We start from the raw sequence: 23,431 nt of genomic DNA on the forward strand, positions 1-23,431 counted from the left end.
GCAATGACGAAAGGCTCAGTAACGAATCATCACCGACTTCAACTCGGTGTAATCTTCGATAAAGGCACTGCCGAACTCGCGCCCGACCCCCGACGCCTTGACCCCGCCAAACGGCACCGCCGGATCAAGAAAGGTGTGCATGTTGACCCACACCGTCCCCGCCTCGATCCGTGGAATCAGCCGTAGCGCCTTGGACAGGTCATTGGTCCACACGCTGGCCGTCAGGCCATAGGGGCTGTCGTTCATCAGTGCCAGCAGTTGCTCTTCGTCATCGAATGGCAGCACGCAAACAATCGGCCCGAACGTTTCCTCGTGCAGCAGCGGGTCGTTGGCACCATTGGCCAGCACCACCGTCGGTTCGACGAAGTAACCCGGCCGCTCGACCGCCCTGGCGCCGCACACCACCGTGTTGCTGGCCCGCGCACGGTCGAAGAAGCCCAGGATCTTCTGCAGGTGCGCCGCATTGGCCAAGGGCCCGAACTGGGCCTGCGGGTCCAGCGCAGAGCCGATCTTCAACTGCTTCAGCGCCGCCCCCAGCTTGGCGCTGACCTCGTCCACCTTGCTGCGGTGTACGTACAACCGCTCTGGCGACGCGCACACCTGGCCCTGATGCACATAGGCCGTTTGCACGATGCCGGCCACGGCACTGTCCACATCGACATCCGCCAGCAGCGCCGCTGCATTCTTGCCGCCCAGCTCCAGCGTCGCGCGGGTAAGGTTGGCCGCCATCGCCGCCTTGCCCACGTCGATACCGGTCGGCACCGAGCCGGTGAACGCCACCTTGGCCACCTGCGGATGCGCAATCAGACGCTGCCCTACGGCACCCCGGCCATTGACCACATTGAAGGCTCCCGCCGGCACCCCGGCTTCGGTTGCCAGTTCGGCAATGCGCAGCAGGGTCAGCGGGGTGAACTCGCTGGGTTTGACCACGATGGTACAGCCGGTCACCAGGGCCGAGGCTATCTTCCAGATACCGATCATCACCGAAAAATTCCACGGCACGATTCCCGCCACCACACCCACCGGTTCACGCAAGGTGAACGCGGTATAGCACTCGCCTGCGAACGAGGGGATCGAGGGCGTCATGGTCTGCCCGGTGATCTTGCTGGCCCACCCCGCGAAATAGCGCAGAAACACCACGCTCTGGGCAATTTCCAGGCCCCGTGAGAGGTTGATCGATTTGCCTGAGCACAGGGTTTCAAGCTGTGCCAGCTCCTCGGTATTGGCCTCGATCAGGTCCGCCAGGCGATTGAGTACAACATCTTTCTGGTAGGGCGAAACATCCGCCCAGGCGCCCTTGAACGCTTGCCGGGCGCTGCGTACCGCACGCTCGACCTCGGCTTCGCAGGCCTCGGCGACACGGCTGATCACCGCGCCCGTGGACGGGTCATGAATGTCGATCGACGCCCCCGTCTCCCCCACCTGGTAGTGGCCCTCGATGAAATGGCCATGGGGCCTGGCGAGGAACTCGACCACGGCAGGTAACAGCTGGATATCGCTCATGACATGACTCCTGGATGGCAGCGCAAAAGAAGGTGCCGGCCGATCTTCAAACGCCCGGCCGCCGCCTGCCAGCCCTGCCCGGTGTTTTGTCAGGGAGCCTCAAGAGAATGTCACGCTGGCCAAATCACCGCCCTGGCCCACGCGGCACACTGCGATGTGTGCATAACCCATAACAACACCGGAGATAGCCAATGCGTCGCGTCGACAGGCTCAGCATCTCGGCGGCCCTGGCCTTGGCCCTGGCCGCAAGCACCAGCGTGCGGGCCGAGCTGCCCGCCGAAGAAATCGGCAGCAACACCCTGCCGTTCCCCCCGGACCCACACCGTGTCTACATCCTCGATGTGGATTTCAAGAACCCGATTGCCGGCAAGGTGGTGGTGGTCGATCCCAAGGCCAGGCGCATGCTTGGCATGACCACCAATGCCTTCGTCGCGCCCACGGCGCTGAGCCCGGACAACCGTACCCTGTACTCGGCCAACCTGTTCTACTCGCGCGGTACCTACGGTGAGCGCACCGACGTGCTGGTGGCCTGGGATACCCAGACCCTGCGCCCGGAATGGGAGGTAGTGCTGCCGGCCAAGCGCGCCTCGACCCTGACCGAGAAGTACGCCATGGGGGTCAGCGCCGACAGCAAGCTGGCCTATGTCTTCAACCTTACGCCCTCGACCTCAGTGACCGTGGTCGACACCCAGGCCCGCAAGGTGGCCAGCGAAGTGCCCATCAGCGGCTGCGTGCTCAACTACCCGGTCGGCAAGCGCAGCTTCGCCTCGCTGTGCGGTGATGGCCAGCTGCTGGTGGTCACCCTCGACGACCAGGGCAAGGAAGTGTCGCGCGCGCAAACGCCGTTCTTCGACCCGAACAAGGTGCGCCTCAACGAGCGCGCCATTGCCAATGGCGACACCTACTACTTCACCACCACCCACGGCGAGGTGTACCCGGTCAGCTTCGCGGGCGACAAGGCCAAGCCGTTGCCTACCTGGTCGCTGGTCAACGCAGAGGAACGCAAACAGGGGTGGGCCCCAGGTGGCTGGCAGGCATTGGCCCTGGCCCCCGGCCTGGACCGCCTGTACGCCCTGATGCATGAGCAGCACACCGACGGCAAATGGGAAGACCCCAGCACGACCATCTGGGCCTTCGACCTCAAGACCGGCAAGAAGCTGGGCGCGCTGGAGTCGCCAAAACCGGTGTGGAGTCTGCAGGCGAGCCACGACAAGGCACCGATCCTGGTCGCCACCGACCTGGAAGGCGGCGTGCAGTTCTTCGACCTGGCCAGCGGCAAGCACACCGGGGCCATGGACCAGATCGCCGCAACACCCGTGCTCACCCTGGCACCTTGGTAAACGGGAGGACCGACCATGCTCGACCCTGTTCTGGTAATCGCCAGCAGCACTGCCCTGGCTGCACTGCTGGCCAGCGCCGCCAGCCATAAGCTGCGTGACCTGCGTGCCTTCAGCGCCATCGTGCGCGCCTACCAGGTGCTGCCCAGCGCCTTGGCGCCCGCCAGCACCGTCAGCCTGGCACTGGCCGAGCTGGCCCTGGCACTGGCCTTGCTGACACCCGCGTGGCGCAGCCTGGCGGCGCTGGGCGTGGTGTTGCTGATGGTGCTGTACGCCAGCGCCATCAGCCTGAACCTCTGGCGCGGCCGCCGCGACATCGACTGCGGCTGCTCCGGCCCCGGCGCTGCGCAACCGCTGCGCCCGGTTCTGCTGCTGCGCAACCTGATCATCGCCCTGCTCGCCGGCCTTGCCGCACTGCCGATGGGCGAACGCGCCCTGGGCGCCCTGGATATTTTCGTGGTGATCGCGGCGGCTGCCGTGGCACTGCTGATTCATGTAGCGGTGGACGGCCTGCTGGCCAACCAGCCGCGCCTTGCCAAATTGACCGGGAGATAACCCATGCAACTGCTTGTCGCCTCGAACATCCTGCTCTGGCTGCTACTGATCGCCGTCGCCTTCACGGTCATGGCCCTGGTGCGCCAGATTGGCGTACTGCACGGCCGCATCGCCCCAGCCGGCGCCCTGATGGTGGACAAAGGCGTCACCGTCAATGACCCCGCCCCCCAGGTCACCGCCGCCGACCGCCACGGCCGCCCGGTGAACATCGGTTACCAGGGCGAACGCTCGCAACTGCTGTTCTTCCTCGCCCCCGGCTGCCCGGTGTGCAAGTCACTGCTGCCCGCCGTGAAGTCGATCGCCCGGGACAACCGCGGCGCCCTGGACGTGATCTATGTGAGCGATGGCGACTTCGCCGAGCAACAGGCGCTGATCGAGGCCAACGACCTGCAGCACGCCACCTACGTGGTCGGCCCCGAGATCGGCATGACCTACCAGATCGGCAAGCTGCCCTATGCCGTGCTCATCGACCCGGCCGGCACCCTGCGGGCCAAGGGCCTGGTCAACTCCCGCGAACACCTCGACAGCCTGTTCGAAACCGTCCACCTGGGCAGCGCCAGCCTGCAGCAATACCTGCATGGCGAACACACGCATGAACCTGCCCACTCCCACAGCGCGCAACACTGATCGCGGAGCCGACCATGAAGTTTCTCGACACACTGTTTGAACGCTCCAGCCGCCATGTCGCCGACACCACGTCACGGCGCAAGGTACTGGCCCGCCTGGGTTCACTGATGGTCGCCGGTGCCGCGTTGCCGCTGTTGCTGCCCATCGACCGTACCGCCAAGGCGCTGGCCGCCGAACAGCCGAAAATGGGCGACCCGGGTGACCCGACCAGTTGCGACTACTGGCGCAACTGCTCGATCGACGGGTTCCTCTGCTCATGCTGCGGCGGCTCGATTACCTCCTGCCCGCCTGGCACCGATGCCTCGCTGGTGACCTGGATCGGCACCTGCCGCAACCCGGCCGATGGCAAGAACTACATCATTTCGTACAACGACTGTTGCGGTAAGCACGCCTGCGGCCAATGCGCCTGCTCGCGCAATGATGACGAGCAACCGCTGTATCGCCCGTTCAACAACAACGACATCAACTGGTGCCTGGGGGCCGAGTCGAAGATCTACAATTGCACCGTCACCATCATCCGTGGCGTGGCGGTGTAGCCCGGTGAAAGGTGTAGCGGCGCTTCTGCTCTTGAGCCTGCTGGCCCCGCTCGGCCAGGCCAGGACCTTGCCCAACCCCAACCAGCGGCCGGCGCAGGGCAATGAAGTACCGCCGGTGCCGATTGCCCAGGCCGGCTACTCGACCCCGGTGAACTATCAGTTGCAGTGCGCCGGCTGCCACCGCGACCACGGCCAGGGCTCGGCGGCCAACGACACCCCGCGCATGCAGGGCTTTGTCGGCAACTTCCTGCGCGTGGCGGGTGGCCGCGAATTCCTGGTGCGGGTCCCGGGCATCTCGCAATCGGCGCTCAATGACCAGCAGATTGCCGACTTGCTCAACTGGCTGCTGGCACGTGACGGCATGGCGGGCAACAGCTCGCCGGAACACTGGCAGCCGTACAGCGCAGAAGAAGTGCACCGGGTGCGCCAGCGCAGCATGCTCAACCTACCCACGGTGCGGGCCGGATTGATCGAAGCGATGCAGGCCAAGGGCATTGTGATCAGCGATGGCCTGAACCACTGAATCACGCAAGCGTTGTGCCTTCAGCCCGCTCGGTCAGCGGGCTTTTTTTCGCCTTGTCCTCGTTGGCCGTTTTCCCGGCGTGCGCGCGGCGCTTAACAACAAAGACATAAGAATATGAATTCTTATTCTTTTTTTAATCGTCATAAATCCTCTATAACGCTTCCAACTGTACAGCCGCCAACACCCGGCCAACTGTCTGCAGCGCAACACCTGATCAACACCAAACGCCCACAAGGCAACAGGGTAGCGACGTTAAAAGCACGCAACCTTTTGATTAACAAGAGATTTGAAACCCGGCACGACGATTGCTCAAGCAAAGTCCCGCTTACTCAACCGGAGACCTGCCATGAGCGCCCCCCTGAACGTCGTAGCCTTGTCCGGCGGCACTTCCCGCCCGTCGCGCACCTTGAGCCTGACCGAGGCGATCCTCGCCGAACTTGGCCAACACCTGAACATCAGACCTCACCTGATCGAACTGGGCGACATCGCCCGGCCATTGGGCGCCGCGCTATGGCGCAGCGAGCTGCCCGAAACGGTCGAACAGCAATTACGTCTGGTGGAAACGGCCGATCTGCTGGTAGTGACCACACCCGTCTACCGTGGGAGCTTTCCCGGCCACTTCAAGCACCTGTTCGACCTGATCGGCCAGGACGCACTGGTCGACACGCCCGTACTGCTCGCTGCCACCGGCGGCAGCGAACGCCACGCACTGGTGCTGGACCACCAGCTGCGCCCGCTGTTCAGCTTCCTGCAAGCCTTGACCCTGCCGATCGGCGTGTACGCAAGCCAAGCCGAGCTGGCCGACTACCGGGTGTCCAGCGATGCCCTGCATGCCCGCATCCGTCTGGCTGCCGAGCGCGCTGTACCGCTGTTCGGCGCCCACCATGCGCTGCGCAAGAGCGCCTGAGGAGCGGCCATGAATGCACCTGTAACTGCCACTGAGCGCCCTGCCCTGGCCATCGCTCGCGAACTGGCCGGGCAGTTCGCCCACAGCGCCGTCGAGCGTGATGAACACGGCGGCACGCCCAAGGCCGAACGTGATGCCCTGCGCGACAGCGGCCTGCTGTCGCTGGCGATCCCGCAGGCCTTTGGCGGCCAGGGCGCCAGCTGGCGTGACACCTTCGAGGTGGTGCGTGAGTTCGCCCGGGTCGACAGCTCGCTGGCCCACGTGTTCGGCTTCCACCACCTGATGCTGGCCACCGTGCGCCTGTTCTCGCGCCCCGATCAATGGCAGCCGTGGTTCGAACAGACCGCGCGCAAACACTGGTTCTGGGGCAACGCCCTCAACCCGCTGGACACCCGCACGGTGGTCAAGCACTTCGATGGCTGGTGCGAGTTCTCCGGCAAGAAGAGCTTCTGCTCCGGCGCCAGCGACTCGGAAATGCTGATTGCCTCGGCCGTGGATGAGCGTGCCGGCGGCAAGCTGCTGATCGCCGCGATACCCAGTGGCCGCACCGGCATCACCCTGCACAACGATTGGAACAACATTGGCCAGCGTCAGACCGACAGCGGCAGCGCTACGTTCGAGCGGGTGCGGGTGGAGGACAACGAACTGCTGCTCGACCCAGGCCCGCTGAGCACTCCGTTTGCCGCCCTGCGCCCACTGATCGCTCAATTGCACTTTGCCAACCTGTTCCTGGGCATCGCCGAAGGCGCTTTTGACGAAGCACGCCAGTACACCCTCAAGGAAAGCCGGCCATGGTTCCGCTCCAGTGCCGCCACCAGTGCCGAGGACCCTTATGTGCTGCGCCATTACGGTGAGTTCTGGGTGGGCCTGGAAAGCGTGAGGGTGCTGATCGAGCGCGCCGCCCACCAGCTTGACGCTGCCTGGGCCAAGGAGCACGCGCTGACTGCCGAGGCGCGTGGCGACCTGGCCTTGGCCATCGGCACCGCCAAGGTGGCAGCCACCCGGCACGGCCTGGACATCTGCAACCGTCTGTTCGAGGTGACTGGCGCTCGCGCCACCCATGCCTCGCTGCGCTTCGATCGCCACTGGCGCAACCTGAGGACGCAAACCCTGCACGACCCGGTGGATTACCGCATCCACGAGCTCGGCGAGTGGGCCCTCAGCGGCAAGCGCCCTGCCCCATCCTTCTATTCCTAAGGATCGCCCATGCAACTGCTGACCCTTCCCCCGTCACCGACACTGGCTACCTCGATCAGGGCGACCGCACAGGTCTTCGAAGACCCCAGATCGCAGGCGCTGCTCGCCCACCTGCAACAGGTCGCCCCCAGTGAGGCCAGCGTCCTGATCATCGGCGAAACCGGCACGGGCAAGGAGCTGGTCGCGCGCCACATTCACAACCTCAGCGGCCGGCGCAACGGCCCATTCGTCGCGGTCAACTGCGGCGCTTTCTCCGAGTCGCTGGTAGAAGCCGAACTGTTCGGCCATGAAAAAGGCGCCTTCACCGGCGCCTTGGCGGCCAAGGCCGGTTGGTTCGAGGAGGCCAACGGCGGCACGCTGTTCCTCGACGAAATCGGCGACCTGCCGCTGCCGATCCAGGTCAAACTGCTGCGCGTGCTGCAAGAGCGCGAAGTGGTGCGCCTGGGCTCGCGCAAGAGCATCCCGATCAATGTGCGCGTGCTGGCGGCCACCAACGTGCAGCTGGAGAAAGCGATCAATGCCGGGCATTTTCGCGAAGACCTGTATTACCGCCTGAACGTCGTCACCCTGCAGCTGCATCCGCTGCGCGACCGGCCAGGCGACATTCTGCCGTTGGCCCGCCATTTCATCCGCAGCTACAGCGAACGGCTAGGCTACGGCCCGGTAGAGCTGAGCCCCAAGGCCCAGGCCAAGCTGGTGGAGTACAGTTGGCCGGGCAATATCCGCGAGCTGGAAAACGTGATTCATCACAGCTTGCTCACCTGTGGCGACGGGCTGGTCCAGGCCCAGGACCTGCGCCTGTCCAACTTGCGCCTGGAGCGCCAGGAGGAGGAGCCGACCAGCAATGCCGTGGAAGATTTGCTGCAGCAGGCATTCAGCCGGCTGTACGAAGAACAACCTGGCGATCTGTACGAGAAGGTCGAGAATGCGTTGCTGCGCTCGGCGTACCACTTCTGCCATTACAACCAAGTACACACCGCTCAGTTGCTGGGCTTGTCGCGCAATGTGACACGCACGCGGCTGATCGCGATTGGTGAGCTGGTGGTGAACAAGCGGCGGGGGCCGGAGCCTCAGGTGGTGGACAGCCGGATGGTGCGGTTGTCGATCTGAGGTTTTGCTGGAGCTGTGCCGGCCTTATCGCCGGCACGCTGCTCCCCCAGGCATTGCGTCAACGTCTGGAAGTTGCGCAAGACGGTCAGCCCGCTAAACGCCGGAACACCCACCCCGACATCCCGCACATCGCTGCGCATAGCAATATCACCGTGGCAATGTCCGCGACCGAGGTTTCGTTGCGGCCTTCGAGCCCGGCCAATAACCCCAGCAACACACCCGCCAGGCTTACCGACATGGCCATGGTCAACTGCACCGACATCGACGACAGCGAACTGGCCGCCGCAGAGCGCTCACCGGGCACATCCTGGTAACTGGCAGCGCCCATCGTGGAAAATTGCAACGAGCGCACCAGGCCCGCGGCGAACAACACCACGGCCATCAGCCACACGGCCGTGTCCCGGTCAAAGCTGGCACACAAGGCAATGCCAGCGCCGCTGAGCACGGCATTGCAACTGAGCACGCGCCGATAGCCAAATCGCCGCACCAGCGGCACGGCCAGCAATTTCATCAACAGCGCGCCAAGGCCACCACTGACCACCAGCCACCCAGCCGCCAGCGGGCTCATGCCCAGGCTGTTCTGCAGCAGCAACACGATCAGGAACGGCTGCGCCGCCGAGCCCAGACGAAACAGACCACCACCGGCCTGGATCACGCCGAAGCTGCGCAGGCGCAACAACGACAGGTCGACCAACGGGTTGGGATGGCGCCGCGCATGGGCCAGGTAACCCAGCGCGCAAGCCACACCGCCGATGATCAGGCCCAGCGCCCACGTCCACGGCAACTGCCCCAGCCCCAGCGACTCAAGCCCGAACACCAGCATGGCCAACGCCCCGCCACTGAGCAGCAAGCCACGCACATCCAGCGGCGGTACTGGGCGTGCCGGATAGTCCGGTACATGGCGCAGGATCAACCAGCAACCCACCAGGCAGATTGGCAAGTTGATCAAAAAGATCCAGTGCCACGACAGCACCGTCACCAGCAGCCCGCCCAGCAACGGTCCGATCAGCGGCCCCACCAGTGCCGGCAACGCCAGCCACGACATGGCCTGGAGCAACTGTTCCCGGCTCGACCAACGCAGGATGATCACCTGCCCCACCGGCGTCATCAACGCACCGGCTGCACCTTGCAGCATGCGCCCCAGGCACAGTTGCCAGAGCGACTCGGCCAGGGCGCAGGCCAGCGAGGCGCAGGTGAACAGCCCCATTGCCAGCAGCATCACCTGACGCGGTCGAAAGCGCTCGGCCGCCCAGCCGCTGACCGGCACGCACAGCGCCAGGGCCAGCATGTATAGCGACACCACCAGGTTCATGCGCAGGCCCGGCTCACCAAAGTCGGCGGCCATCTGTGGCAAGGCGGTCATCACTGCCGTGCTGTCGAGCAGCTCCATGAACAGCGCGGCCCCGATGATCACCGGCACCTTCGGGCTTTGTGCCAGGTCGGCGAGCGGGGCCGGCTGGGCGGTCAAAACAGCCCCGAGACAGGCGGCCGGGTGCCTTTGAGCTGCCAGGCACCCACCACCGCCGCCTTCCACTGACGCGGGTTGTGGTTGGCCACCGTGCGGGCGTTGCGCCAGTGCCGGTCAAGGTTATGCTGACGACCCGTGGTGGAGGCACCACCGACATCGAACACTGTCTCGGCGGCCTTGAGCGCAAGCTCTGCTACCAGGTACTGGGCCTGAGCAACTTCCAGGGCTGCCTGCTCCACCGCCGCTTCGTCCAGCTGCGCGGCCCAAGCCTTGTCGATGGTCGCAGCCGCCTTGAGCACCAGCGCCTCGGCGCCGTAGGCTCGGGCTGCGATATCGCCGACCGACAGCTCCACATAGGGGTCATCCACCGAACGGCTGGCGCTGCTGTGCTTGATCGGGCGGGCGTGTTCGCGGGCAAACTGGCTGGCGTCGTTCAGCGCATTGCGGGCGATACCAGCCAGCACCGTCCCGAGAAACAGCTGCAGGAACGGCGTAACCAGGGTGCGTTTGCCCTCCTCCACGGTGCGGGTGCGAATGTCACTGGCTTCGACCTTCACATCGCGCAGGTGCGTGGTGCCGCTGGCGGTCAGGCGCTGGCCCATGGCGTCGAAGTCGTCGACCAGCTCCAGGCCCTCGCGATCACGCGGCAGAATGAACGACACTGGCTGCTCGTCTTCGTCCAGGGCGACCGCGCTGACGTAGTCGGCAAACAGCGCCCCGGTGCTGTAGAACTTGCTGCCGTTGGCGCGAAAGTGTTCGCCTTCGCGCACCAGGCGCGCCGCAATGGCCCCGTTGGCACCGCCCAGTTCCCAGCCGGCATTGCCGATCACCGCGCCGTCCAGGTAGCGGGCGAACCACCGCTCGCGCTCCTGCTCGGCGCCTTCGGCGCGTGACACCAACAGGCCTTCGACAAAGGCAAAACCAGGGCGCAGGGCCTGGGCGACGTTGGAGTCGGCGGCGGCGACATGCAGCAGCAGCTCGATCACATCACTGACCGTGCCGCCGGGGCCGCCGTACTGGGCAGGAATGCGCAGGGTATACAGCCCGGCGGCGGCCAGTTGAGCGATGGCCTCGTAGGGCAACTGCCGGTCACGTTCGCGCTGGGCAGCACCGGCGGCGACGTTTGGCAGCAGCGCCAGGATGCGCGCCTTCAGGGCGGCGACATTGGCGGCCGGCGCTTGGGCGGTAAAGCGTTGGAAAGTGGTCATGGTTCAGTCCTTAATGACAGCATTCGTAAAGTCGGCACACGGGCTGTGGGAGCCCTGCTGAGGCCCCGGAAAATGCGCACGCCTTGAGCTTCAGATCACACCGCGATCTTCCACAGGCGTGATTCGTCGAACAGGTCGAAGGCTTCGTGCTCCAGGTCCAGCGGCGGCACCACCAGTTCACTGCCGCTGCCGGGCAGCCGGGGCACTGCGCCCAGCAACCGTCGGGTGTATTCGTGGGTTGGGTTGTCGAACAACTGCTCGACCGGCGCCTGCTCCACCACCTGCCCATGGCGCATCACCAGCACGTCATCGCTGACATGGCGGATTACACCCAGGTCATGGGAAATGAACAGGTAAGCCAGGCCCAGCTCGTCCTGCAGGTCAGCCAGCAGGTCAAGCACCTGGGCCTGCACCGATACGTCCAGGGCCGACACTGGCTCGTCACAGATGATCAGCCTGGGTTCGCTGGCGATCGCCCGGGCGATTGCTACCCGCTGGCGTTGGCCCCCGGACAGTTGCAAGGGTCGGCGCTGGGCAAGTTCGGCCGGCAGGCGCACCTGATTGAGCAGCACGGCGATACGCGCCGGGCGAGCCGCCGTCTCTACACCGGCCACCTGCAAGGCATCGTCGAGAATCTGCGCCACTGTCCAGCGGGGGTCGAACGAACCCAGCGGGTCTTGGTAGATCACACTGATCTCACGGCGCAGCGGCCGGCGTCGGGCTTCGGTCACGGCGTTGTCGGGGCGGTTCCAGGGCTGGCCGCGGTACAGCACTTCGCCTTCATCGGGCTGCAGCAGACCGAGGGCGATGCGCGCTACGGTGGTCTTGCCCGAGCCCGACTCGCCGACGATGCCCAGCGTACGCCCGGCGCGCAAGGTGAAATCGACGCCTTGCACGACCTGCCGCAGCAAGCCGTCCGGGCCTAGGTAGCGCTTGCCCAGGCCGCGCCCTTGCAGCAGCACTTCGCTGTTCAGCCGAGGCTTCGGCTCGCGCTGCACGCCTGCACGCTCCGGCGAGAGGCGGCTACCACGCGGGTGCTCGGCCGGCACAGCGGCCAGCAGCGCCTGGGTGTACGGGTGGCGCGGCTGGCGCAGCACTTGCTCCATCGGCCCCTGCTCAACCACCTCGCCGTGACGCAGCACCAGCACGTCGTCAGCCAGCTGCGCGACCACCGCCAGGTCATGGCTGATGATCAGCAAAGAAGCGCCGCGCGCCTTGATCTGCCGGAACACGTCGAGAATCTGCGCCTGCACCGTCGCGTCCAGTGCCGTGGTCGGCTCATCGGCGATCACCAGCGCAGGGTCAAGCGCCAGGGCGCTGGCAATCAATGCACGCTGGCGCAAGCCGCCGGACAGCTGCCCCGGGCGCTGTCGGGCACGCAGAGGGGCGTCCGGCACGCCGACCCGGTCCAGCAACTGATGTACCCGCTCAATACGCGATTGCCGGTCGCCGTATCGATGGGTCTGCAGCACTTCAAGAATTTCCTTGCCCACTGGCCGCAGCGGGTCGAGCGATACCAGCGCGTCCTGCAGCACGAAGCCGATGTCCTTGCCCCGCACCCCACGCCACTGGCGCTCGCTCAGACCGAGCAGGTCGTGGCCGGCAAAGCTCAATTGGCGTGCGCTCACCTGCGCCCGTGCTCCGGCCAGGCCGACCAGGCTGCGGGCGCTGACGCTCTTGCCCGAACCCGACTCCCCCACCAGCGCCACGCAACGCCCCGGCTGCAAGGTGAACGACAGGTCGCGGACCACACTGCTGCCGTCGAACGCGACGTTCAACCCCTCGACGATCAAGGTTTTTTCACTCATGGCAGGCGGCCCTCCAGGCGTTGTTGGATATAGCGGCCGGTCACCGTGGTGGCCAGTGTGGTCAACACGATGAACAGACCGGGGAAGAAGGTCAGCCACCAGGCGTTTGCAATGAAGTCGCGGCCCATCGACAGCATGGTCCCCCACTCCGGGGCCGGCGGCCGTGCGCCCAGGCCCAGGAAGCTCAGCGCCGAGGCCCAGACGATGGCCTGGCCGACGCCCATGGTCAGCGTCACCACCAACGGGCGCATGGCATTGGGCAGCAACTGGCGCAGGACAATGCGCGACGTCGGATGACCCAGCGCCCGCGCCGCCTCGATGTAGCCGGCGTTGCGCACTGCCAGCACCTGGCCGCGGACCATGCGCGCATAACCAGGCGCGCCGCCCAGACCCGTGGCAACAATCAGCGTGCCGACGCCGCTGCCGAACACTGCGACGAACAGCAGCGCCAGCACCAGGCTGGGGAAGGCGAACAACACTTCCAACAACCAGCCCACTGTCCGATCCAGCCGGGCTCCACCCAGGCCGCCGAGCAACCCCAGGGGGATGGCGATGGCCATCGAGATCGCCGTGGCTGCCACACCAATCAGCAGGCTCTGGCGGGTGCCGTGAATGATCCGCGCAAAGATGTCGCGGCCCGACTGGTCGGTGCCCAGCCAATGCGCCCAGCTGGGCGGCTGGAAGGCTTCGCGCGGGACGATCGCCAAGGGGTCGATGCCGGTGAACAGCCCGGGGGCCAGCGCCGCCAACAGCAGTGCTGCCAGGAACAGCAGCGCCAGGCTCGCCCCCACCGGTGGCAGGGCCAGGCGCCTTTGGGTTCGCCGGGGCGCCACGGCCCTGTCCAAGGTCAGGTCATTCATGCTGCAGCCTCCTGTTGCCGAGGGTCGATCCACTGGTACAACAGGTCGACCAGAATATTGGCCAGTACATAACCGGCCGCTACTACCAGGCTGATACCGATCACCAGCGGCAAGTCCTGCAACTGCACGGCCTGGTACAGCTGACGGCCGATACCCTTGCGCGAAAAGATCACTTCGCACACCACAGCGCCACTGATCAGCGCACCGATGGCCCAGCCCGACAGCGCCACGCCAGGCAGCAAGGCATGGCGCAGGGCGTGCCGAAAGCGCACGGCCAGGTCGCTCAACCCGCGGGTACGGGCGGTTAGGACGAAAGGCTGGTCCAGCGTCAGCTCCAACGATTCACGGGTTACCTGGGCAATGAAGCCTGCCAGCGGAATGGCCAGGGAAAACGCTGGCAGCACCAGGCTGGCCAGGCTGTCGCTGCCGGCCGGCGGGAACCAGCGCAGGCCAAAGGCGAACACGGCCAGCAGCACCACGCCCAGCCAGAAGTGGGGCAAGGCCGCGCTCAGGGTTTCCAGCAGCGAGGCCGCACCGCCGATCAACCGCCCACGGCCGGCCGTGATGACGGTCAGCAACAGCACCAGCAGCCAGGCCAGCACCAGCGCCGCCACGGTCAGCTCGAGGGTGGCGCCGCCCTGCTCTGCCAAGACCCTCGTCACCGGCAGGTGCTGCGAATACGACATGCCCAGGTCGCCCTGCAGCAGGCGCCCGAGGTAGAGCACGTACTGCACAGGCAAGGGCTTGTCGAGACCGAACTCCTGGCGGGCCGCTTCGATCGCCTCAGGGGACGGATTGCCCGTGGTGCCACCGAGAATCGCCAGCACCGGGTCGCCCGGCATCAGGCGCAGGGCGAAGAAGGTCAGCGTGGCCACTGCCCACAGCACCAGCACGCCCCCGGCCAGGCGGATGGCGGCGCGCCGCCCCAGGGCGGCCAGGCGCTCACGGCGCGGATCGCTCACGGCGAGGGTTGTCAGCGTCATTTGTTCACCCATGCGTCATAGAGGTAGGTCACTGCCAGCGAAGGCTCCAGGCGTACGCCATGGGCCGTCTTGTAGATGCCCAGGCGTGTGCTTTGCGGGTAGGTGGTGAGCTGCAGGTACTGCGCTGCCGCCTGCTGCTGCGCCAGGTAATAGCGCTGGCGGCGCAGCTCGGGGTCCTGGGTGGCCAGGGCGCTGTCGAGCAGCGCGTCATAGCCCGGGTCGGCATAGCCGGAGGAGTTCTGGTGATAGCCGCCCACCCCGGCAGGCTGCACGAAGGCGGTGGTGAAGATGATGCGCAGCACGTCGGGGGTATTGGTGTTCCAGTAGCCGGTGCGGATGTCATAGTCCCAGGCGGCCTGGCGGGTAGTGACCTGGGCGTCGCTCATCTGGTCGAGCACCAGCTCCAGGCCGACCTGGCGGGTGGTGGCTTGCACCTGCTCCCACAGGGTCAGTTCCGACGGCGGCGTGCGAGCACCGATCAGCACAACCGCGCGCAGCCGCTGGCCATCTTTGGTGCGATAGCCGTCGCTGTCGCGTCCGGTCCAACCGGCCTCGTCCAGCAGCTTGGCCGCACGCGCCGGGTCGTAGTCCTGGCTGTGCTCGAAGTCGCCACTGTAGAACGGCGTGGCCACGCTCAGCGGCCCGCCGGAGCGGGGGAACTCGCCGAAGTACACGCTCTTGAGCGCGCCCTCGACATCGGCGCTGCGCACGAACGCCTCGCGTACGCGGATATCGTCGAACGGTGCGCGGCGCAGGTTGAAGGTGCCGTTGGTGGGGTTGCCGGGGCGTTGGGCGATGATCAGGTCGACATCCGGATTGCGCCGCGCCGCCTCATGGGACTCCGGCGGCAGCGTCTCGATCACGTCCACCTCGCCGGCCTGCAAGGAGGCAAAGCGCACCGAAGGCTCCTGGATGAACTTCCAGACGATGCGGTCCAGGTACGCCGGGCCTTGGTGCTGCGCAGTCGGCGGCGCCCAGTTGTAATCGGGATTGCGCACCAGTTCTACCTGGTTCTGCCGGTCCCAGCGCGCCACCTTGAATGGGCCGCTGCCCACCGGCGCTTCACAGTTCTGGTCACGACTGCGCTTGAGCGCAGTGGGCGACTGGATACCCAGAAAGCCCTGGGCCAGCACTTCAAGGAACGCGGCATAAGGCGTGGCCAGCGTGACCTGCGCCGTGTAGTCGTCGAGCACCTGGGTGCCGCGGTACTGGCGGATGTAACCACCGGCAGTACTGGATTGGGTCTTTGGGTCGACCATGTGGTCGAGGTTGGCCTTGACCGCCTCGGCGTTGAACGGCGTGCCATCGGTGAAGTGCACGTCGCGGCGCAGGTGGAAGGTGTAGCGCAGGCCGTCCTCAGACACCTCCCAACGCGTCGCCAGCCACGGGCCGATCTGGCCGTCGCTGTCCATCGACACCAGCGAGTCGAGGTACTGTTGGGCCACGAACACTTGGGGCATGTCACCGGCTACGTGGGGGTCGAGGCAGGTGGGCTCGCGATCGGTGGCATAAACCAAGGTGCCACCTTTGATGGGCTGGTTGCTCTGCACCGTGTGCTGCTCGGCACGCTCGCAGCCGATCAAGGCCAGCGCAGCGCAGAGCGGGATCAGGGGGAGGATGGGTCGGTTCAAGGTCGCTCCTGCGGTTGACTGGGCGTTAACAGCCCTGTTGCAGGAGTTGTGCCGGGTTCAACAGGTTGATTTTGCTGGGGTTTGCCAGGTGGCTGGTGCTGGTGGGAGGGCAAAGTGTGTGAGGGGTGTTGGGCTGCGGACAGTTGGTTCTGCAGATAACGGCATGGACCGTATCCCCGCTCTCCAGGCCGAACACCTAGGGACCGCAGCCTGGTATACGTCAGGCCGCCTCCCCCTGACGGCTCCACAATCGGTGGTAATAGCCCCGCCGTGCCAGCAACTGCGCATGGCTGCCATCCTCGACGATGCGCCCGTTATCGAACACCACGATCCGGTCCAGGTGCGCCACCGTCGACAACCGATGGGCCACCACGATCACCGTCTTGTCTTCCATGATCTCGTCGAGTTTGTCCTGAATGTAGCGCTCGGTGATCGAGTCCAGGCTTGAGGTGGCTTCGTCCATCACCAGAATCGGCGCGTTCTTCAGCAGCACCCGGGCAATGGCGATGCGTTGCCGCTGGCCACCGGAAAGCTTCACCCCGCGCTCCCCTACCAACGACTCGACGCCCTGCTCCATGGCCTCGATAAAATCCCGTGCACCGGCGCGGTCGATGGCCGCCTGCAACGCTTCGTCACCTGCCTCCAGGCAACCATAGTGGATGTTCTCGCGGATACTGCGGTGGAACAGGCCTGGCTCCTGGGGTATCAGGCCGACCTGCTGGTGCAGCGAGTGTTGAGTAACCGTGCGCACGTCCTGGCCATCGATCAAAACCTGGCCTGCGTTCACGTCGTACAAGCGCAGCAGCAGCCCCAATAATGTCGACTTGCCCGAGCCCGATGCCCCCACCAGGCCAACGCGCTGCCCTGCCGGAATATGCAGGTTCAACCCCTGGAAAATCGGCCGCCCAGGGTGGTAGCCAAAGCTCACGTCGGCGAAGTGGACCTCGCCACGCTCGACCTGCAATGCCGGTGCCTCATTGGCATCGCGTACATCATGGGGGCGCACCAAGGTGCGTACGCCGTTGGCGATGTTGCCCATTGCCTCGAAGAACTCCAGCAGCCGCCGCGACAGGCCGGCCACGTCGGTGATGATCATCAGCGACAGGCTGGTGGCCGTGACGAAAGTGGCAATGTCGATGCTGCCGCGCTGCCACAGCCACAGCGCCAGCAGCAAAATGCCGAGCTTGAGCAGCACGCCGCAGGCGTTCTGCAGCCAGCGGATCTTTTCCATGTAGCCTAGCGAGCGGTCAGCGGCAGCGACCTCGCGGTCCAGAAAGCGGCCCAGGTAGCTGTGCTCGTATGGGTGGCGGGCGAACAGGCGAATATTGGTGAGGTTGGTCACCGCATCCACCACCTTGCCGGTGCTGACGCTGCGCGCCGCGGCAAAATCGCGGGCCAGGGGGTGGCTTCGCCTGGCCAGAAACCAGCACAACGTAAGAAAGCCCAGCGCCCACAGGCCCATGAACGCCGCCAGCCAGCCATTGGCCGTGGCCAGCAGGACCACCGCCAGGGCCAGGGTGGCCAGTAGCGGGATCAGGTCGAAGATCAGAATCGCCAGGGTCTGTGTGGTACCCAACGAAACCTCGCTGATACGGTGCGCCAACGCACCGGCGAACTCGCTGGTGATGTAGCGGTGCGAGTGGCGCTGCAGGTAGGCGAACAACGCCTGGGTCACCGCCCGTCGCTGGCGTGGCACGGTATGGATGTGCAAGCCGCTGGCCGCGCGCATGCTGACCATTTCCACCACCAGCAAGGCCGCGAAGCCAGCCAGCGGCCAACCGAGCAGGTTGACGGCGCGGGGAGTGTCCAGGCCCTGGCTGACCAGGCGGGTGATCTGGCCCAGTTGCCAAGGCACCAGGACCGCGCAAAGTACGGCCACGGTCTGCAGCGCAAGCATGCCGGCGTAGGCCAGTGGGTGGCGCAGAATGAAGGCGCGCACGAATGCCATGGGGGTGTCGGGCAAGTGGCGAATGTCCCAGCCATCGGGGAGGCGGTGGGTCGGTGTCACAGTATTTTCCTCGGTATCAAAGTGCTGCTACTGGCCTCATCATCAGCAAGCCGGCGATGGCTTAAACAGCAATCCGGCTGACCCAGCGTGGCTGCGCCGCCGGCAAGCTGGGCACGGCATCGAGCAAGGCACGGGTATAGGGATGGCGCGGTTGCCCGAGCACTTGGGCCGCCGCACCCTGCTCCACCACCCGGCCCCCCTGCATCACCAGCACCTGGTCGCTGACCTGCTCGACCACGCCCAGGTCATGGGAAATGAACAGGCAGGCGAGGTTGAGTTCGGCCTTGAGCTCGGCCAGCAACGCCAGGATGCGCGCCTGCACCGACACATCCAGCGCTGACACCGGCTCATCCAGCACCAGTACGCGCGGCTTCATCGCCAGCGCGCGGGCAATGGCGATGCGCTGGCGCTGCCCGCCGGACAGCTCCAGTGGGCGCCGGTCAAGCACACTCAAGGGCAGTTGTACCCGTTCCAGCAACGTGGCCGCCTCGGCGCGCCGCAGTCCACGGGGCACGCCGGCCTGGGCCAGTGCCTCGGCGAGCACCCGCAGCACGGTGTAGCGCGGGTCGAACGAGGCCAGCGGGTCCTGAAACACCACCTGGATACCCTGGCGCACTTGGCGTTGCTGCGCGGCAGAAAGCGCCAGCCAGTCCTGCCCGGCGAATGCCACGCTGCCCTGCTCCGGCCGCTCCAGGCCCAGCAGAATGCGGCCCAGGGTGCTCTTGCCGGAACCGGACTCGCCCACCACACCCAAGGTCTGCCCTGCGCGCAATTGCAGGGAGACGCCGTCTAGCACCTGACGGGGCCGGCCATCCGGGCCCACGAACGATTTGCTCAAACCACGTGCTTGCAGCAGTACCGGCTGCTCGTCCACGGCATCCTCCACCAGGGCCAGGGCAGGTGCCGACCGGCGCTGGAAATGCACCGCCCGCGCTGCGCTGAGCAGGCGTTGGGTGTAGGGGTCCTGCGGGTCTTGCAGGATTTGTTCGGCACTGCCCTGCTCCACCACCTCACCGTGGCGCATTACCGCAACCCAGTCCGCCAGGCGCGCGACCACCGCCAGGTCGTGGCTGACCATCAGCAGGCTGTTGTCGCGCCCGCGCAAGTGCTCCAGCAGGTCGAGGATCTGCGCCTGCACGGTGGCATCCAGCGCAGTGGTCGGTTCGTCGGCGATCAGCAGGCGCGGCTGGCAAGCGATGGCCGAGGCAATCAGCGCACGCTGGCGCAAGCCACCGGAGAGCTGCCACGGGTACTGCCGGGCACGCACCTGGGGCTCCGGCACACCGACCTGGCGCAACAGCTCCAACACCTGCAGGCGGCGCTGCTCGGCGCCCAGCCCAGTGTGCAGCAGCAACGGTTCCTCGATCTCGGCCCCCACCCGGCGCAGCGGGTCAAGCGAGCCCAGGGCGTCCTGCATGACAAAACCGATGCGCCCACCACGCAGGCGCTGCCAGGCTGCTTCATCGAACGCGAGCAGGTCCTGCCCGGCAAAGGCCAGCCGTTGCGCCCGTATTGCCGCACCGGGGCCGGTCAGGCCCACCAAGGTGCGCGCGGTCACGCTCTTGCCTGAGCCGGACTCGCCCACCAACGCCAGGCACTGCCCGGCGTGCAGTTGCAGGTTGACCCCACGCACCACCGGCACGCCATTGAAACTCACCTGCAGGTCACGGATGTCCACCAGCGGTGGCTGTGTCTGGAAAAGGCTCATACGCTTCTACCCTCGCTGCGCCTCAGCCAGTCACGGCCGATGACGGTTATGGAAATGACGGTCAAGGTGATTGCCAGTGCCGGCCAGGCCATCAGCCAGGGGGCGTTGGCCATGAAGTTGCGGGCCACGGCCATCATCGCGCCCCATTCGGGCGCAGGGGGAGGCGCGCCGAAGCCGAGAAAGCTCAAGGCTGCCGCTGACGTGATGGCCCCGCCCAGGCCGATGCAGGCGAGGATCAGCACTGGCTGCACGGCATTGGGCAGCACATGCCCGAGCACCACCGCCAGCGGTTTGCGGCCTAACGTCACCGCTGCCTCGACAAACCCAGCTTGGCGGATGGTCAGGGTTTGAGCCCGTACCAGGCGAGCGTAGCGCGGCACCGAAGCGATACCCACGGCGATGATGAGGTTGCTGGCGCCCTGGCCGAACAGGGTGATGATCACCAGTGCCAACAGCAGGTCGGGGAATGCCAGCAACACGTCCACGGCGCGCATCAGCAGGTTGTCCAGCCAGGCCGGAGCCAGGCCAGCCAGCAAGCCGAGCAGTGTGCCCAGGCCCAGGCCGACCAGGGTGGCAGCCAAACCGATGAACAGTGACGGCCGGGCACCGTGGATCAAGCGGCTGAGCACGTCACGGCCGTTTTCGTCGGTGCCCAGCCAGAAGGTACTGCTGGGAGGTTGGTAGGCCAGGCGCGCGTCCGCAGCCAGGGGGTCGGCTGGGGACAGCCAGCCAGGGACGAGCACCGCCAGCAGCAACAAACCAAGCGTGGCCCATGCTAGCCAGAGCCCGGGGCGGGACAGCCAGCGGTAGCGGTTTGATGACGTCCAGGGAGTTAGTGCGATCGCAGTCATGTCAGTCCTTGTTGTGTCAGCGGTGCTGGCCTCTTCGCGGGTACCCCCGCGAACACGGGCGAAGCCCTTGCCATTCAACTCACGGCGACGGGTTGGGAATACGCCGGTGCACGGCCTGGATCTCGGCCAGCACGTCATCCGTGAGCTGTACTTCAAGTGCGCTGAGGTTTTCCTGCAATTGCGCCAAGGTGGTCTGCCCGGTAATCGCGCTGGCCACGAACGGTTGGCGGATAACGAAGGCCAGGGCCAGTTGCGCCGGGGTCAGCCCGTGCTCGCGGGCAAGCTGCACGTAACGGGCGATGGCGCTGTTGGCCTCGGCGCTGCCGTAGCGGTTGAAGGTGCGGTACACCGATGACAACCGGGAACCCTCCGGCAGCGCGCCGTCCAGGTACTTGCCGGTCAGTGCACCGAACGCCAACGGCGAATAGGCCAGCAGGCTGATGCCCTCGCGGTGGCTGAACTCCGACAGGCCATTTTCGTACAGGCGGTTGAGCAGGCTGTAGGGGTTCTGGATGCTGGCGATACGCGAGAGCCCCTGCTCCTCGCTGTGGCGCAGGAAGCGCGCCACGCCCCACGGTGTTTCGTTGGAAACGCCAATGTGGCGCACCTTGCCCGCCTTGACCTGCTCATCGAGCACGGCAAGGGTTTCTTCGATGGCCGCGGTGTCGGGGTGGTCGTCCACGTAGGGGTATTCGCGGATACCGAAGAAGTTGCTGGTGCGGTCGGGCCAGTGCAACTGGTAGAGGTCCAGGTAGTCGGTCTGCAGGCGGCGCAGGCTGCCTTCAAGGGCCGCGACGATGTTCTTGCGGTCGTGGTGCGACAGGCCATCGCGGATGTGCGCCTGGCCCCCAGGTTCGCGGGCGGGGCCGGCGATCTTGCTGGCCAGCACGAGCTTGTCGCGCTGGCCGCGGGCAGCCAGCCAGGTACCGATGTAACGCTCGGTGGTGGTCCAGGTTTCGGCGCGGGTGGGGGTGGGGTACATCTCGGCGGTGTCGATCAGGTTCACGCCGGCGGCGATGGCAGCGTCCAGTTGCTGGTGGGCGTCGTGCTCGGTGTTCTGGTGGCCCCAGGTCATGGTGCCGAGGCTGAGCAGGCTGACCTTGAGGTCGGTGTGGCCTAGGTGGCGGTAGAGCATGGTGTAAATCCTTGGGTAATTGAGTGTATTCGGGACCGTGCGGCGGTTTCGCAGCCCATCGCCGGCAAACCGGCGCCTACAGAGCGCGCGCCGTGCCTTGGGCCAGCACAGAAGCGGTGGCGGTTGCGGGGTGCTGCGGCCCCTTTTTGGCAAACTGGTTCACCGCCTTGGGCAACCCGAGGTGCTCGCGCAACGTGGTCCCGCTGTACTCGGTGCGGAACAACCCGCGCTTCTGCAGCAACGGCACCACCTCCTCGACGAAGACCCGCGCCCCTGACGGGAACATGTCGGGCATGATGTTGAAGCCATCCCCTGCCCCTGCCAGGAACCATTCGGCGAGGGTGTCGGCGACCTGCTCGGGGGTGCCCACCGCCAACCGGTGGCCCACCAGGATCCGCCGTGAGAGTTGGCGGATGGTCAGGTTTTCACTGCGCGCCAGGTTCAGTTGGGCTTCCAGGAAACCGTGGGAACCCCGTTCGAAATCCGCCACCGCTCCAATCTTTGCCCACGGCAACGGTGCATCCGGGTCCAGCTCCCGGGCATCGATGCCGATGCGCCCGGCCACTTGCTGCAGCAGGCCGTGCTCGCCGTGCCAGGCGTTGAGCTCATCGAAGCGGGCATGCGCCTCGGCTTCGGTGCTGCCGATCACCGTCGACAGGCCGGGCATGATCTTCAGGTGCGCAGGGTTGCGCCCCCAGGCCTTGGCCCGTGCCTTCATTTCCTGGTAGAACGCCTGCCCGTCTGCCAGCGTGGTCTGGGTGGTGAAGATCGCATCGGCATAGCGCGACCCCAGTGCCTTGCCGCCTTCGGAAGAACCGGCCTGCACCAGCACCGGTCGGCCCTGGGGCGAGCGCGGCAGGTTCAGCGGCCCCTTGACCTGAAAGTGCTTGCCCTGGAAGTCGATAGTGTGGACTTTGCCCGGGTCGGCAAAGCGGCCAGCAGCGCGGTCACCGATGATCGCGTCGTCCTCCCAGCTGTCCCACAGTTTGAGGGTCACATCGACGAATTCCTCGGCGCGACCGTAGCGGTCCACATGCAAGGGCGCGCCTGGCAGGCCGAAGTTCTGCGCCGCCGCATCGCCGGCGTTGGTGACCACGTTCCAGGCAGCGCGGCCGCCACTGATGTGGTCCAGCGACGCGATGCGCCGGGCCAGGTTGAACGGCTCGTTGTAGGTGCTGGAGCAGGTGGCGATCACCCCGATGCGCTCCGTGGCCGCAGCCACCGCCGTCAGCAGCACGGTGGGCTCCAGACGCCCACCGGGCTGGCTGGATACATCGGGTGGCAACGCTGGGCCATCGGCGAGGAAGATCGCATCCAGGCAGCCCCGCTCGGACAGCCGGGCGATGTCGCGGTAGTAGTTGACGTCGATATAGGCATCGATGGCCGCCTCGCCCTGGCGCCAAGCACCGGCGTGCGAGCCGAAGCCGAGGATGTTCATGCCCAGGCTCATCTGCGCGGGTTTGTTACTCATGGTGA

20 protein-coding genes are annotated in these 23,431 nt (G+C 66.0%); 8 read left to right on the forward strand and 12 right to left on the reverse strand.

The features are described 5' to 3' along the window. Positions 1-15: 15 nt before the first annotated feature. Positions 16-1,503 (reverse strand): aldehyde dehydrogenase family protein, encoded by a 1,488-nt coding sequence (locus L6D80_RS14695; RefSeq protein ID WP_176512680.1) that lies wholly within the window; start codon positions 1,501-1,503, stop codon positions 16-18. A gap of 191 nt (positions 1,504-1,694) precedes the next feature. Here L6D80_RS14695 and L6D80_RS14700 point away from each other — a divergent pair, with 191 nt between their 5' ends. The 8 genes from L6D80_RS14700 to sfnR all read left to right on the forward strand — a co-directional run bounded on the left by L6D80_RS14700 (position 1,695) and on the right by sfnR (position 8,295). Then, complete coding sequence (locus L6D80_RS14700; RefSeq protein ID WP_054901791.1) at positions 1,695-2,843, forward strand: amine dehydrogenase large subunit; 1,149 nt, start codon at positions 1,695-1,697, stop codon at positions 2,841-2,843. 15 nt (positions 2,844-2,858) lie between these two features. Further along, the gene (locus L6D80_RS14705) at positions 2,859-3,395 is read left to right on the forward strand and encodes a MauE/DoxX family redox-associated membrane protein (protein WP_176512681.1); all 537 of its coding nucleotides are present in this window, start codon (positions 2,859-2,861) and stop codon (positions 3,393-3,395) included. Positions 3,396-3,398: 3 nt separating this feature from the next. After that, complete coding sequence (gene mauD / locus L6D80_RS14710) at positions 3,399-4,022, forward strand: methylamine dehydrogenase accessory protein MauD (protein WP_176512682.1); 624 nt, start codon at positions 3,399-3,401, stop codon at positions 4,020-4,022. 14 nt (positions 4,023-4,036) lie between these two features. Next, positions 4,037-4,558 carry a methylamine dehydrogenase light chain gene (locus L6D80_RS14715; RefSeq protein WP_176512683.1) on the forward strand — a complete coding sequence of 174 codons (522 nt, stop codon included), beginning with the start codon at positions 4,037-4,039 and terminating at the stop codon, positions 4,556-4,558. A 4-nt stretch (positions 4,559-4,562) separates the two neighbouring features. Then, entirely contained in the window at positions 4,563-5,081 is a 519-nt protein-coding gene (locus L6D80_RS14720; RefSeq protein WP_054901788.1) for a cytochrome c family protein, read from the forward strand. A 346-nt stretch (positions 5,082-5,427) separates the two neighbouring features. Beyond that, on the forward strand, positions 5,428-5,988 hold the full coding sequence (gene msuE, locus L6D80_RS14725) for an FMN reductase (RefSeq protein ID WP_176512684.1): 561 nt from the start codon (positions 5,428-5,430) through the stop codon (positions 5,986-5,988). A 9-nt stretch (positions 5,989-5,997) separates the two neighbouring features. Then, entirely contained in the window at positions 5,998-7,185 is a 1,188-nt protein-coding gene (locus L6D80_RS14730) for an acyl-CoA dehydrogenase family protein (RefSeq protein ID WP_176512685.1), read from the forward strand. A 9-nt stretch (positions 7,186-7,194) separates the two neighbouring features. Beyond that, positions 7,195-8,295, forward strand: a complete 1,101-nt coding sequence (sfnR, locus tag L6D80_RS14735; RefSeq protein ID WP_054901785.1) for a sigma54-dependent transcriptional activator SfnR — start codon at positions 7,195-7,197, stop codon at positions 8,293-8,295. An 85-nt stretch (positions 8,296-8,380) separates the two neighbouring features. Here the strand turns inward: sfnR and L6D80_RS14740 are convergent, their stop codons facing one another. The 11 genes from L6D80_RS14740 to L6D80_RS14790 all read right to left on the reverse strand — a co-directional run bounded on the left by L6D80_RS14740 (position 8,381) and on the right by L6D80_RS14790 (position 23,426). Further along, positions 8,381-9,763, reverse strand: coding sequence for an MFS transporter (locus tag L6D80_RS14740; protein WP_176512686.1), 1,383 nt, complete (start codon positions 9,761-9,763; stop codon positions 8,381-8,383). Beyond that, positions 9,760-10,971, reverse strand: coding sequence for an acyl-CoA dehydrogenase family protein (locus tag L6D80_RS14745; protein WP_176512687.1), 1,212 nt, complete (start codon positions 10,969-10,971; stop codon positions 9,760-9,762). Before L6D80_RS14745 ends, L6D80_RS14740 begins: the two co-directional genes overlap by 4 nt. Before the next feature lie 95 nt (positions 10,972-11,066). Next, on the reverse strand, positions 11,067-12,779 hold the full coding sequence (locus L6D80_RS14750) for a dipeptide ABC transporter ATP-binding protein (RefSeq protein WP_176512688.1): 1,713 nt from the start codon (positions 12,777-12,779) through the stop codon (positions 11,067-11,069). Beyond that, positions 12,776-13,639 (reverse strand): ABC transporter permease, encoded by an 864-nt coding sequence (locus L6D80_RS14755; protein ID WP_176512689.1) that lies wholly within the window; start codon positions 13,637-13,639, stop codon positions 12,776-12,778. The genes L6D80_RS14750 and L6D80_RS14755 overlap by 4 nt, the downstream gene beginning before the upstream one ends. Next, positions 13,636-14,622, reverse strand: a complete 987-nt coding sequence (locus L6D80_RS14760) for an ABC transporter permease (protein WP_176512690.1) — start codon at positions 14,620-14,622, stop codon at positions 13,636-13,638. The genes L6D80_RS14755 and L6D80_RS14760 overlap by 4 nt, the downstream gene beginning before the upstream one ends. Further along, complete coding sequence (locus L6D80_RS14765) at positions 14,619-16,211, reverse strand: ABC transporter substrate-binding protein (RefSeq protein ID WP_232964043.1); 1,593 nt, start codon at positions 16,209-16,211, stop codon at positions 14,619-14,621. Before L6D80_RS14765 ends, L6D80_RS14760 begins: the two co-directional genes overlap by 4 nt. A 262-nt stretch (positions 16,212-16,473) precedes the next feature. Further along, positions 16,474-18,201 carry an ABC transporter ATP-binding protein gene (locus tag L6D80_RS14770; RefSeq protein WP_176512736.1) on the reverse strand — a complete coding sequence of 576 codons (1,728 nt, stop codon included), beginning with the start codon at positions 18,199-18,201 and terminating at the stop codon, positions 16,474-16,476. A gap of 121 nt (positions 18,202-18,322) precedes the next feature. Continuing rightward, positions 18,323-19,969, reverse strand: coding sequence for a dipeptide ABC transporter ATP-binding protein (locus tag L6D80_RS14775; protein WP_054901778.1), 1,647 nt, complete (start codon positions 19,967-19,969; stop codon positions 18,323-18,325). Beyond that, positions 19,966-20,820 carry an ABC transporter permease gene (locus L6D80_RS14780; RefSeq protein WP_176512692.1) on the reverse strand — a complete coding sequence of 285 codons (855 nt, stop codon included), beginning with the start codon at positions 20,818-20,820 and terminating at the stop codon, positions 19,966-19,968. Before L6D80_RS14780 ends, L6D80_RS14775 begins: the two co-directional genes overlap by 4 nt. Positions 20,821-20,899: 79 nt before the next feature. Next, positions 20,900-21,955 carry an NADP(H)-dependent aldo-keto reductase gene (locus L6D80_RS14785; RefSeq protein WP_054901776.1) on the reverse strand — a complete coding sequence of 352 codons (1,056 nt, stop codon included), beginning with the start codon at positions 21,953-21,955 and terminating at the stop codon, positions 20,900-20,902. Between the two features lie 76 nt (positions 21,956-22,031). Further along, positions 22,032-23,426: an LLM class flavin-dependent oxidoreductase gene (locus L6D80_RS14790; protein ID WP_176512693.1), complete on the reverse strand. Its 1,395-nt coding sequence runs from the start codon at positions 23,424-23,426 to the stop codon at positions 22,032-22,034. Between the last annotated feature and the right edge of the window lie 5 nt (positions 23,427-23,431).

Source organism: Pseudomonas ceruminis, from assembly GCF_021602025.1.
Classification (GTDB): domain Bacteria; phylum Pseudomonadota; class Gammaproteobacteria; order Pseudomonadales; family Pseudomonadaceae; genus Aquipseudomonas; species Aquipseudomonas ceruminis.